At 72.7% G+C, this 12932-nt stretch carries 8 protein-coding genes; 4 read left to right on the forward strand and 4 right to left on the reverse strand.

The features are described 5' to 3' along the window. On the reverse strand, positions 1–1533 hold the full coding sequence (locus tag NQZ70_RS34215) for a serine/threonine protein kinase (RefSeq protein WP_257792736.1): 1533 nt from the start codon (positions 1531–1533) through the stop codon (positions 1–3). Positions 1534–2028: 495 nt separating this feature from the next. On the opposite strand from NQZ70_RS34215, the gene NQZ70_RS34220 reads away from it, so the two are divergent. From NQZ70_RS34220 to NQZ70_RS34235, 4 genes are all read left to right on the forward strand, one after another. Next, complete coding sequence (locus NQZ70_RS34220) at positions 2029–2418, forward strand: hypothetical protein (protein WP_129577984.1); 390 nt, start codon at positions 2029–2031, stop codon at positions 2416–2418. Between the two features lie 48 nt (positions 2419–2466). Then, positions 2467–3300: a PspA/IM30 family protein gene (locus tag NQZ70_RS34225; RefSeq protein ID WP_129577985.1), complete on the forward strand. Its 834-nt coding sequence runs from the start codon at positions 2467–2469 to the stop codon at positions 3298–3300. A gap of 13 nt (positions 3301–3313) precedes the next feature. After that, entirely contained in the window at positions 3314–6133 is a 2820-nt protein-coding gene (locus tag NQZ70_RS34230; RefSeq protein WP_129577986.1) for a cation-translocating P-type ATPase, read from the forward strand. A gap of 195 nt (positions 6134–6328) precedes the next feature. Then, positions 6329–8305: a hypothetical protein gene (locus NQZ70_RS34235; protein WP_129577987.1), complete on the forward strand. Its 1977-nt coding sequence runs from the start codon at positions 6329–6331 to the stop codon at positions 8303–8305. A gap of 133 nt (positions 8306–8438) precedes the next feature. Here the strand turns inward: NQZ70_RS34235 and NQZ70_RS34240 are convergent, their stop codons facing one another. From NQZ70_RS34240 to NQZ70_RS34250, 3 genes are all read right to left on the reverse strand, one after another. Further along, positions 8439–9764 carry a PAS domain-containing protein gene (locus NQZ70_RS34240; protein WP_129577988.1) on the reverse strand — a complete coding sequence of 442 codons (1326 nt, stop codon included), beginning with the start codon at positions 9762–9764 and terminating at the stop codon, positions 8439–8441. Positions 9765–10563: 799 nt separating this feature from the next. Continuing rightward, on the reverse strand, positions 10564–11679 hold the full coding sequence (locus tag NQZ70_RS34245) for a hypothetical protein (RefSeq protein ID WP_129577989.1): 1116 nt from the start codon (positions 11677–11679) through the stop codon (positions 10564–10566). A gap of 32 nt (positions 11680–11711) precedes the next feature. Beyond that, positions 11712–12692 carry a hypothetical protein gene (locus NQZ70_RS34250; RefSeq protein ID WP_272826249.1) on the reverse strand — a complete coding sequence of 327 codons (981 nt, stop codon included), beginning with the start codon at positions 12690–12692 and terminating at the stop codon, positions 11712–11714. Positions 12693–12932: the final 240 nt, after the last annotated feature.

Here is a 12932-nt window from a genome sequence, read left to right on the forward strand (position 1 = left end):
TCAGTGCCTCTCTGTCTTGCGGCGCGAAGGTGGGCCCTCCGGCCGGGGAATCTCTGCGGCCCCCGTCCTGCTCGGCGGCGCCGGCGGCACCGCGCCGGACCTGCTCGGCGGCGCCGGCGGCACCGCGCCGGACCTGCTCGGCGGCGCCGGCGGCACCGCGCCGGACCTGCTCGGCGGCGCCGGCGGCACCGCGCCGGACCTGCTCGGCGGCGCCGGCGGCATCGCGCCGGACCTGCTCGGCGGCGCCGGCGGCACCGCGCCGGACCTGCTCGGCGGCGCCGGCGGCATCGCGCCGGACCTGCTCGGCGGCGCCGGCGGCACCGCGCCGGACCTGCTCGGCGGCGCCGGCGGCATCGCGCCGGACCTGCTCGGCGGCGCCGGCGGCACCGCGCCGGACCTGCTCGGCGGCGCCGGCGTCACCGAGCCCCCCGTCCTGCTCGGCGGCGGCGGCGGCATCGAGCCGCCCGTCCTGCTCGGCGGCGGCGGCATCGAGCCCCCGGTCCTGCTCGGCGGCGGCGGCGGCATCGAGCTCGGGCCGACATCGACGAAGCCGCCGTTCTCGGTCATCGTCGGGGGGCCGTCGACGACCGTGGGGTTGTCCTCCAGGAACGCGTCGGGCAGCTCCGAGGGGTACCGGCTCCGCTGCGAGCGGCGCACCGCGCGCGTGATGTTCGCCGGCTGGATGGCGCGCCAGCTCGCGAGCGCCTCGGCCGCGGTGCTGAAGCGACCCTCGCGCCGGCGATCGAGCGCCCGCTCGAGGAAGCGCTCGATGCCCACCGGCCACTTCTCGCCGGTCGCCTCGGCGAGCGACGGCGCCGGGCGGTCGAGCTTCATCGCGACGAGCACCGCGGCCGTCGCGCCCTCGAAGGGCAGCCGCCCGGACAGGGCCCGGAAGGCCACCGCGCCGACCGCGTAGATGTCAGCCCGCTCGTCGGCCCGCGCCGCGCCGCGCACCTGCTCCGGCGCCATGTACGCGAACGAGCCCAGCGTCGCGTCGAAGGCGGTCAGCGTCGGCTCCTCCTTCTCGCGCCGGGTGATCTTGGAGATGCCGAAGTCGAGGATCTTCGCGCGCTCGCGCCGGTCGGGCAGGCCGAGGTGCTCGAGGTAGATGTTGCCGGGCTTGAGGTCGCGGTGGATGACGCCGGCGGCGTGCGCCGCCACGAGCCCCTGGAGCACGTCGTCGATGATCGGGCCGACCTCGCTGAAGGGCAGGTACTGCTCGCGCTTCAGCCGGTCGGCGAGCGACTCGCCGTCGAGCTGCTCGAACACGAGCAGGTGCGCGCCGTCGTCGGTCTCGCCGACCTCGAGCAGCTGGCAGACGTACGGGCTCTTGATCGCCGAGGCGATCTTGGCCTCGCGGTCGAAGCGCCGCACGAGGTCGGGCTTCATCGCGGCGCGCGCGAGCAGGACCTTGATGGCCACCTGCTGCATGTCCGATTCCCGTGTCGCCGCCCAGACTTCGCCCATGCCCCCCCGCCCAAGCAAGCGGGTGACTCGGTAGCCAGCAACAACGTCGCCCGGGTGGATCGCCACGTAACCTGGATCGGGACCGTACCACCGCCAATCCCAAACAGGTGAGAAAAAAGCGAGCGTCCAGGTAAACCCGGTGATTCCCGGAGCGAGCGGAACCGATCACGTCCGGCGCGCGAAGCGGGGGCGCGGCTCGCGCCACGGCGGCTCGCGGCGGCGCGGCTCGCGGCGCCGCGGCGGCACGGGGGCGCGAGGAGCGGAGCGGCAGTGGCGACGCGCGGCGCGGCGGCTCGCGGCGATGGCGCGGCGCCGCGGCGGCGCGGCGGCTCGCGCGCTGGCGTGGCGGCGCGCGGAGGAAGCATGAAACGGACGAGGCGCCGCGCCAGCCGGCGCGCCCAGGGGAGCCGGCGCCGCGCACGGCGGTTCGGAGGACCACGGCCGCGCGGCGCGCCTTCGGCGGGCGCGGCCCGAGCCCGCGCCGCAGCGCGGAATCCCGGGAGAACTCGAGGGGCGGCGGCACTAGCCCGATGCGCCATGATTCTGTAGGCTCGCCGCGCCATGCCGCGTACAGCCGAGGACGTTGAAACCTACCTCCTGCAGCTCGATCGCCGGTTCGAGAACGACGCCGGTACCTACCTCATCTCGGGGGGCGCAGGCGCGCCGCCGATCGCGATCCGCATCGATCCGCCCATCGTGGCGGTGCGCGTCTCGATCGGCTCCGTGCCCGCGGACGACGCCCACCAGACCAAGCTCTTCCGCCGCCTGCTCGAGTACAACGCGACCGACCTGATGCATGCTTCGTACGGGATCGAGGCCGGCACCATCGTCCTGTCGGCGGCGCTGGAGCTCGAGAACCTCGACATGAACGAGCTCGAGGCGATCCTGAGCGACATCGATCTAGCGCTCGCCCGCCACGTCCCCGTGCTGCACGATCTCGCGCTGAGCTGACCTGCCGCGCCTTTCGACCCTGCGCTACCCGAGAGTTGGAGCTGATCTATGGGAATTTTCGCGCGCCTTGCGACCCTCATCAAGTCGAACCTGAACGACCTCATCAGCCGCTCGGAGGACCCCGAGAAGATGCTGAACCAGGTCGTCATCGACATGGCAAACCAGCTGATCGAGGCGAAGAAGCAGGTCGCCGTCTCGATCGCCGACGAGAAGCGGCTGGCGAAGCAGGCCGAGCAGGAGGCGGCCAACGCCGCGGAGTGGGAGCGCCGGGCGATGCTCGCCATCAAGGCGGGCGACGACGCGCTGGCCAAGGAGGCGCTGAACCGCAAGAAGGAGCACGACCAGCTCGCCACGACCTACAAGGACCAGTGGCAGAAGCAGAAGCAGGCGGTCGACCAGCTGAAGACGGCCCTGCGCCTCCTCAACAACAAGATCGAGGAGGCGAAGCGCAAGAAGAACGTGCTCATCGCCCGGAAGAAGCGGGCCGAGGCGCAGAAGGCGATCCAGGAGACCATGAGCGGTCTCAACAACGCCTCCGCCTTCGAGACGTTCGACCGGATGTCGAACAAGATCGACCAGATCGAGGCCGAGGCGGAGGCCGCCGGGGAGATCGCCGAGCAGTACACGGGCGACACGCTGGCGCACCGGTTCGGGCAGCTCGAGGCGACGGCGGGCGCGGACGACGAGCTGCTCGCGCTCAAGCGGAAGATGGGCGTGCTCCCGCCCGAGCCGCCGCCGGCCGCCGCGCCGCCGCAGGTGCGCGTCGCCGGCGCGGGCGGCGCGCCGGCCGGGATGCCCCAGGCCGAGCAGGACGAGCTCGCGGCGGCCATCGCGGAGCTCGAGGCCGAAGAGCAACGTGAACAAGCTCGGATGAAGCGCTAGAGCACGCCCGCCCATGAGCCAAGCCGTTACGGCGCTCCGCCGGACCGAACCGAACGCCGCCCCCGCCGCCCCCATCCCCGTACACGCCGAAGAGGTCGGCGCCTTCCTCGAGCGCGTCGGCGTCAGCTCGTCCGGCGGCCTCTCCGAGGCCGAAGCGCAGAAGCGCCTCGCGGAGCACGGGAAGAACCGCCTGCCCGAGACGAAGAAGAAGAGCGACCTCGTCCGGATCCTCGAGCAGTTCGCGAACCCGCTCGTCCTCACGCTGCTCGCCGCGGCGACGATCGCCGTGGTCGTCGGCTTCACCGCCGACAAGCACGAGAGCTTCCTCCACAGGTTCGGCGACGCGATCGCCATCCTGCTCATCGTCATCCTGAACGCGTTCCTCGGCTATTACCAGGAGCGGCGCGCGGAGGCGGCCCTCGAGGCGCTCCAGAAGCTCAGCGCGCCGAACGCGCGCGTGCGCCGCGGCGGCAAGACCGTGGTCATCGCGGCCGAGGACGTCGCGCCCGGCGACATCCTCGAGCTCGAGGCGGGCGACGCCGTCCCGGCCGACGCGCGGCTCGTGCAGACGATCAGCCTCGCGACCGAGGAGGCGGCGCTGACGGGCGAGAGCGCGGCCGCGGTGAAGGACGCCCTCGCCCCGGTCGCGCGCGACGCGCCGCTCGGCGACCGCGTGACGATGGTCTTCACCGGCACGAGCGTCGTGCGCGGCAAGGGGCGCGCGGTCGTGACCGCGACCGGCGTGAACACCGAGCTCGGCCGCATCGGCGAGATGATCCGCTCGGTCGGCGAGCAGAAGACGCCCCTCGAGGAGCGCCTCGACCGCTTCGGCGCGGTGATCCTGCGGGTGTGCCTGGCGCTCTCCGCGGTGCTCCTCGGCTGGGGGTTCATCCGGGGCGGGCGCCCGTGGCACGAGCTCCTGCTCGAGGGCGTGAGCCTCGCCGTGGCCGCCATCCCCGAGGGGCTGCCCGCGATCACGACGATCACGCTCGCGCTCGGGATGCAGCGCATGGCGAAGCGCGGCGCGATCGTGCGCAAGCTGCCCGCGGTCGAGACGCTCGGCGCCGCGACGATCATCGCGTCGGACAAGACGGGCACGCTCACCCAGAACGAGATGACCGTGCGCAACGTGTACGCGGGCGGCCACCGCTACACCGTGACCGGCGAGGGGTACAACCCGGCCGGCGCGCTGCGCGACGAGGCCGGCGCGGAGGTCGTCGATCTGTCGGCGCCCCTCAGCTACCTGCTCGCGACGGTCGCGCTCTGCAACAACGCCTCGCTGAACGAGGACCAGGCGACGTGCCGCTGGAACATCGTCGGCGACCCGACCGAGGGGGCGCTGCTCACGCTGGCCGCGAAGGGCGGCCAGTCGCGCGAGTCGGTGGCGCCGTCGCACGCGTTCGTGCACGAGCTGCCCTTCGACAGCGACCGCAAGCGGATGACGGTGATCACGCGGGACGAGCGCGGCCGGGAGATCGCGCACGTGAAGGGGAGCGTCGACGTGCTCCTGCCGCTCTGCGTGAAGTTCGCGGACGACAAGAGCGTGCGGGCGCTGACCGACGACGACCGGCGCGCGATCATCGCCGAGGCCGATCGCATGAGCGAGGGCGCGCTGCGCGTGCTCGCGATCTGCCGCCGCGTGCGGGTCAGCCACGACGAGGACGACATCGAGCGCGAGCTCACGTTCCTCGGCCTGGTCGGGATGATGGACCCGCCGCGGCAGGGGGTGAAGGAGGCGGTGGCCGAGTGCCGCCGCGCCGGCATCCGCGCCGTCATGATCACGGGCGACCACCGGCTCACCGCGACGGCGATCGCCAAGGAGATCGGGCTCTGGGACGAGGGCGACGAGGCGCTCAGCGGCGCGGAGCTCGCGGCGATGAGCGACGAGGAGCTCGCGCGGCGGATCATGCACCTGCGCGTCTTCGCCCGGACGACGGCGGAGCAGAAGCTCCGGCTCGTGCGGGCGTTCAAGGCGCACGGCCACATCGTGGCGATGACGGGCGACGGCGTGAACGACGCGCCCGCGCTCCGCGAGGCGCACATCGGCGTGGCGATGGGGCGCGGCGGCACGGACGTGGCGCGGCAGGCGGCGGACCTCGTGCTCGCGGACGACAACTTCGCGACCATCGTCGAGGCGGTGCGCGAGGGGCGCGCCATCTACCGCAACATCCAGAAGTTCATCTTCTTCCTCCTCTCGTCGAACATGGGCCTGCTCGTGGCCGTGTTCGTGGTCTCGTTCTTCGGCAAGTGGCCCCCGCTGACGCCGCTCATGATCCTCTGGATCAACCTCGTGACGAACGGCCTGCCGGCGCTCGCGCTCGGCATCGATCCGCCGGATCCGCAGCTCATGTCCGAGGCGCCGCGGCCGCGCGACGAGGGCCTGCTCGTCAAGCGCGACTACCTCGGGATCCTGTACGTCGGCGCGTTCATGGGGCTCGCGGCCGTGGCGCTCTACGCCACGTCGGAGCAGACCGAGGAGGCGCTGCTCCGCACGCGCGCCGTCGCCTTCTCGCTGCTCGCGCTGTCGCCGCTCTTCCACGCCTGGAGCTGCCGGAGCCCGGTGATCTCGCTCTTCGCGTCGAAGCCGCTCGTCAGCCTCCCGCTCCTCGTGGCGGTGGCGGCCAGCGCGGCGATCCACCTGATCGCGCTGCTCGTGCCCGCGCTGCGCCCGGTCTTCCGCACCTACGAGATGTCGCCGAACGAGTGGATGCTCCTGCTCCTGCTCTCGGCGCTCATCGTGCCGGCGGTCGAGATCGCGAAGCTCGTGTACCGCCGGATCCGGCCCGTCGACGCCGGCCCCGCCCGCCTCACCGCCTCCGCCGGCCCCCGCTGATCCGCCGACCTGGGCCGGCGCCGCCGGTCCCCTCCCCCGCCGCCGCCCTCGGCCGCGGCGGGGCGCTGCTTTCGCGCGCCGGCGGAGCTGGCTCGCCCGGCTGCAGCGGCCGCGGGCCCGCGCGCGGAGCGATCCGGAAACAAAGTGCTCGTGGTAAGAACAAGCGGGCGCGGAGAGGCGTCCAAACCCGAGCTTATGAGACGTAGAACACCTTTCCTCCGTGCGCCTGGGGCGCCTGCCCTCGGTTCCCGCCTCGCCGCGCTCGCGCCGGCCGCGCTGGTCGCGCTGGTCGCCCTCGCGGCCGCGGCACCCTCCCCCGCCCTCGCCGCCGGCGCGCCGATCGCGGCGCCGCTGGTCGAGTCGAAGTGGCTCAAGCTGGACGGGGTCCCGAAGGAGTGGCCGGTCGCGCTCACGACCCTCGGCGTCAAGGTGAAGGGCAAGCCGAGCAAGGCCGACCTCGCCGCGCAGGTGGCCATCGCCTACGACGACGCGCGGGTCTACGTGGCCGCCGACGTGACCGATGACGCGCTGCGCGGCGGCGCGGACCACGTGAAGCTCGTCCTCGGCTTCCCGGGCGGGAAGGTCCAGGAGGTCTCGCTCTACCCGGGCCAGCCGGGCAAGACCCGGGGCATCGTGAAGCTGCCGGGCGGCAAGGAGGCGGCGGGGGCGAAGGTCATCGAGGCGCCGCGGGCCGGCGGGTACACGCTCGAGGCGAGCGTCCCCTGGTCGGCGTTCCCCGAGGCGGCGACGACCCGGGTCGGGCTGCGGGCGGGGCTCTTCGTCCACGACGCCGACGGCGCCGGCGGGGTCGACGCGATCGTCGGCAGCGCCGCCTCGGAGGCGTACGCGTCGCTGTCGCCGCTCGCGACCGAGCCCGAGCTCGCGGTCATCGACGGCCTGCTGAGGAGCAAGGGCATCCGCAGCGCCCCGAAGTACGACCTCGTCGCCGACGTCGCCGGCGACGCGATGCGGGAGCGGGTGACCGTGTACGAGCGGTACCTGGTCGTCCTCGGCCCCGGGTTCCGGAAGGGCGCGCAGTACTACTTCGAGGACCTCGGGGTCGACGCCAGCGAGGGGATGCTCCCGTCGCTCACGGCCCGCGACGTGACGGGCGACGGCCAGGCCGAGCTCATCCTGCGCAAGCGCACCGGCAGCGGCGCCAAGTACCGCGAGGTGATGCACGTGCTGCAGTTCGGCGCCGGCGACACGCCGAGGCCGATCTTCCAGCACGAGATCGCGATCTCGACGGAGAAGGGCTCGGTCGTCAACGACGTCGAGCTCGTTCCCGACGGGGGGAAGATGGCGATCCGCGTCGAGCCGGGCAAGGCGACCCGGTACGACGCGAGCAACTACGCGGAGGGGGTGGAGCAGACGTACGACCCGCTGCTCTTGCCGTGGGGGTCGATCAAGTCGCAGCTCTACAAGCTGAACGGGGGGGTGTTCACGAAGGCGAGCGAGGAGCGGCAGGCGGCGGCCGCGGTCGCGCGCCCGGCGGCGGCGGCGAGGGCCGAGGAGCCGCGGGGCGCGGCGAAGCCGGCCGGGCTGTCGCCGGCCGAGATGCTCGACAAGGTGTACGCGCTCTACCGGCGCGACCGCGGCGCCTCGTCGAGCAAGCCGCGGTTCGATCTCGGCGCCGACGTGGCCGGGGGTCGCGAGCCCGAGCGGGTGCTCCTGCACGACCGCGACCTCGTGGTGTTCGGCAAGGGCTTCCGGGGCGGCACGGGGTACGCGTTCATGACGCTGGCGCAGTTCGCCTCTCCGGCCGACATCCGCTCGGTGCGCGCGCTCGATCTCACCGGCGACGGCAAGGCGGAGATCATCGTCCACGGCACCGTCCGCGCGGCGGCGCCCAAGGAGGCGGGCGGCGCGACGGTGGACCGCGACGTGGTGCTCGTCTTCCGGCTGGAGGGCGACAGCATCCAGCGGGTGTTCGCGGCCGAGGTCGGGCGCAGCATCGGCGACAAGAAGATCGTCGGCGAGCTCAAGTTCGTGCGCGCGGGCGACAAGGTGGGGATCGAGCTCGCCCCCGGGCGGGCCGTCGAGTGGACGGAGCAGACGTATCCGTTCAACCAGGACAAGGGCCCTGTCGGCGGCTTCGAGCCGCTGCTCCTGCCGTGGGGGGGAGCGCAGCCGGTGCGGTACGTCTGGAATGGGTCGGCCTTCGCCAAGTAGGCGGGCAGCGGGCCTCGCGGGGTCGCATGCCCCGATCGCCCTTCGGGATGCGCGCGCCGCACCGGCTGCGGAGGGTAACTGCCGCGGTGGATGCGACCGGCGCATCCGCCTCGGCGGTTCATCTCTCGCTCGATCAGCGCGATCGGCGCTCGAGTCGCCGATCGAAGGGGTCGCCTCCGCTCGACAGCTCGCGGGCTTGCCCGCTCACGCGCCCGGAGCCGGACGCGAGGGCGTACGCGATGCCCGAATCGAGCGTGGACCGCACCAGGATCCCGCCCAGATCCGCCCCGAGCTCCACGAGCGCCCGCGCGATCGCGGGCTGGATCCCCGTCACGAGCACCTGCGCGCCGAGCAGATTCACCGCCCGCGCCGTCCGCACCAGCGCGCTGGCGACCTGGGTGTCGATGGTCGGCACGCCTGTAACGTCGAGGATCACCATGGAGGCCTGGTGGGCGACGATGCCTTCCAGCAGGGTCTCGAGCACCTGCTGCGCCCGGGGCGCGTCGATGTTGCCGACGAGCGGCATCACCACCACGCCGCGCGCGATCGGCAGCAGCGGCGTGGAGAGGGCGCGCAGCCTGGCCTCCTGCAGGCGGATGATCTCGTCCTGGAGCCGCTGAGCCTCGGCCTCGGCCGCTCGGCTCTCGGTGACCTCCACGGAGATGCCGCACACCGCATACAGCCTCCCTCGCGAATCGAGCAGCGGGAACCTCGTGGTCACGAAGTAATGGGTGCGGCCCTCGAGCAGGAGCTGCTCCTCCATGACGAGCGGCGCCCCCGTCGCGATGACCTGCCGCTCCGACTGCTCGAGACGCTCGGCGAGCTCCGAGGGCACGACGTCGCGAGCGGCGCGCCCGAGCACCGCCTCGCGGGAGAGGCCCATGAGCCGCTCGAAGTGCCTGTTGACGAGCGCGTAGCGGCCGTCCAGATCCTTGACGTAGACGGCGCTGGGCGCGTGCTCGACGATTGCGGTGACAAATGCCGCGCCGTCCTGGTACGCCTTCTCGGCGCGCATCCTGTCCGTCACGTCGAGGTTGATCCCGATCACGTAGCGCGCGCCGCCCACGTCGGCCCGCGACATCCTGGTCTCGGTCCAGACGGTGCGGTCCTCGGCGCGCTCCAGGCCGGCGTCGGCCGTGTCGTACGGGGTCGGCGCCATGATCACGCATTCGCCGCTCCGGATCACCCGATCGAAATGGGCGGTGTATCCGCCCGCCACGGCCACCGGATCCTCGTACATATTGTGCTTGCCGACCATGGCTTCCTTCGACGGCACGGCCAGCATCTCGCGGTTCCGGCGGTTGATGTCCGCCAGGACGCCGTCGGCGCGGTAGAGAGCCGACGGGACGGGCAGATGCTCGAAGACGCCCTGGTACAGGGCCGCCTGCGCCTCCGCGGCCTGGGCGCGCTGCTCCAGCGCCTCGATCTCACGGCGGAGCCGCTCCAGCTCAGCCTGCATTCCTTCGATATCCACGCGCCCCCCGGGTCATCGTGCCCACACTGTCAGCTCGCGAATGGCCATCGCGCTCACGTCAAGTGTATTTGATGATATGCCGGACCCTTACAGGGTCTGTCCAGCATTGCCAAGCCAATTTGATCCAGAGCTCGGCGGTCGCGGCTGGTGTGTGGCGGCGCTCACACCTGCGTGGACCTGTGCTCTGAATCGTGTGAGGTAACCCGCGTGCGCCCGATGTAGACACGGCGGAGGCTCGCCCGCGCCTGGCGGGCGGGGCCTCTCGCCGTGATCCGGGCATCCTGGCGAAACTGTTGCGCGGCCTCACCGATGCCTGAGGGTGAGGCACAGGCGGAGACGCCCAAGTCGGTGAGTGTCGAGGTGGTCGTGTGACGCATGGAGGTGTCCGATTCCCACGATTCTGGACCGCGTGGTCCGGGCCGCCGTCCCGATGATCCTCGAGCCGATCTTCGAGGCTGATGGTCGCGAACGACAGATTACCCATCTTCGTACTGCGATAAGACGAGGGCTTTGAGAGGCTGGTCGAGGACAAGCGCGACGATCTGCTACTCTTGCTCGGCCACGGCGAGGCGCGGACGGTCGAGGCCCGCCGGGGGTTGGTGGATCGTATCGGTGCAGAGGAGACTCGCCGGGCTGCCGCCGGAGCAGCGGCTCGCCGGGCTGCCGCCGGAGCAGCGGCTCGCCGGGCTGCCGCCGGAGCAACGGCTCCTCGTCGCGCCCGACGAGGCGTTGCGGCTGCTGCCCGACGACTATCTGCCCGGAAGCAAAAGGAGACCCTCCCGGCTCATCGTTCGCTGGGCAGGCAGCAGATCGTCTCCGCCCCCTCGCCCTTCAGCTCGCCCACTTCCATGCCGCCCTCCGGGATGCAGCGCCCGGGCTCGTTGACGATCCACGTCGCGCTCAGGCTCCCGAGCGTGGAATCCGGCACCGGGTCGTGGCAGCTCCCGTCTTCCGTCACACGGATGTCGCTGACGAGCGGATCGCCGCACGCGCGGTCCTGGTACGCGGACACCCTTGCCTCGCACCGGCCCTCCTCGACCGCCTTGCAGGTGCACGGCGTGCAGTCGCGCGTGTCGTTCACCTCGGCGTAGAACACCCCCAGCTTCTCCGAGTACGTCGGCCAGGGATTCCCCGGCTCCGCAGGCGCCTCGCACGGGACGTCTTCCCCCGGCAAGCGGCGGCAGTGCCGCCACCCCTCGGGCAGGTGGTCCTGCTGCTGATAGATCATGCAGAGCTGGCCAGGCAGCGCGCACAGGTCATGGACCAGCCTGCTTCTGCATGCGACCGCGACCTCGATGACAGGCACATCGCGGGGCACCGGCGCCTCCTCGACCACCGGCGCGCACGGCACCTCGCGGGTCGGACCGATCGCGAGCGAGCCGAGCTGCTCCGGCGGCACCCAGCCCGGCGATACGCACGAGCCGTCCCAGTCCGGAGGCGGCACAAAGGGCGTCTGCGTCTCCGCGGGCGCTTCCATGCACGTGGACAGCGAGCTCGCCGCGATGTCCGAAGGCAGCGCGCAGGACGGCGAGGAGCACGCGCACGTGGGGCATTCGTGGCGCTCGCTGGGCAGCGTCCGCCCCCTGAACTTCGCGGGCTCGAAGGCGAGCTGCACCACCTCGCCCGCCGTCCCGGGGACGGCCCAGACGAGATCGTCGCAGGACGGCGCCAGCGGCTCGGCCCCCGTCCAGACGAGCTCCGGCGCGGGCATTCCTTCGGGCGGCTCGGGCACGCACCGGCCCCAGCAGTACCCGTTGCTCGTGCCGTCGTCGTTGACGATCTCGCAGGCGACCTCCTCCGCGCAGCCGTACTCCGCGCCGCCGCCGCATCCGCCCGCCGCCGCCAGGCCGCCCGCGCCGAGGAGCAAGAGCCCGGACAGCAAGCCCTGCATGCCTCTCATGATCCTCCCCTCCTCACCATCGCCCTCGCAACCTACCAGGCGCCGACGACGAGGACGCCCCCGCCCTTCGCGGTCGCGAGCGGCACAGCGCGCACAGCGCCCGTGCCCGGCGCCGGGGCCCACCAGAACGACGAGAGCGCGACCGCGCCGACGAAGCCGGCGCCCACGAAGCTCGCCCAGGCCGCGGTCTCCAGCGTGTCGCGCGCGCGGCGCTTGTCGCCCAGCTCCCCGCACGCCGCCGTGTGCTCGTCGTACAGGCACGCCGCCGGCCCGCCCCGCCGGCGGATCCCCTCCTCCAGCGCCGCCGCCTCGTCGCCGCGCGCCGACGCCTCGACCGAGAGGCCTGCGCCCAGCGCGACCCCGGCGGCCGCGAGCGCGAGCCCGCCGATGCGGAACACCGTGCCCGCCGCCGGGCCGCTCGCCGCTGCGGGCGCCGCTGCGGCCCGCACCGGCGCGACCGGCGCCGCAGGCGGCGGCGGGGGTTTGGGCTGCAGGTGAAGGCCGATCATCGACTCCCGGCCCCGCTGCGCCTCGAACGGATAGACCTCGTCGATATACCCTTCGAGCTTGCCGCGCGCCTCGTGCCGCCCCGGATCCAGGTAAACGAAGTACGTGGCCTGTCCGCGGCCGATCCGGCGGCCGTCGATGAACACCTCGGCTTCTGGCCGGCTCACCGCGACGGTCGCCGACGAGACCTCGCGCTCCGCCCGCCGTAGCCCCTCGGAGAAGCGCCGCCGCGCCGCCGGCGCGAGCGTCTCCGGATACAGCAGCGACGCCCCCAGGTGCTCCGCCGCATCCCGGAGCCGCCCGAGCGCGAGCTCGGCGAGGCCCAGCTCTCCCGCGAGCTCCGGCCGCGGATCCGCCTGCCACGCCGCGCGATACGCCGCCTCGGCTTCCTCCCACCGCCCGGCGCGCCGCGCCCTCTCGCCCCGCGCGAACGCCTCGTCCGCCTCGGCAGAGCGCGCCGAGGCCGCTTCGGACGGTCCATCATGGCGTTCTTCGCCGGCGGACACTGCCGCGAGACTCCACACGGCAGATGCGGCGGCCACCGCGAGGAGCAACCTGCCCGTGGAGCCCATCTCCCCGGCACCCTACGTGGGAGGCTCCATACGGTCAAGCCGCCTTGGTCCGAAGAGGGCGACGAAATGGATGCAATCGTCAGGCAATTTTTGTGGCCTTCCGGAATGCTTCGCCGCCTCCTCCAGGGCCAGATGCAGAGAGCGCGCGCATGCGAGCACAACGGGCCTGGTTCG

Origin of the sequence: Sorangium sp. So ce836 (genome assembly GCF_028553905.1) — a bacterium.
Lineage (GTDB): Bacteria > Myxococcota_A > Polyangia > Polyangiales > Polyangiaceae > Sorangium > Sorangium cellulosum_D.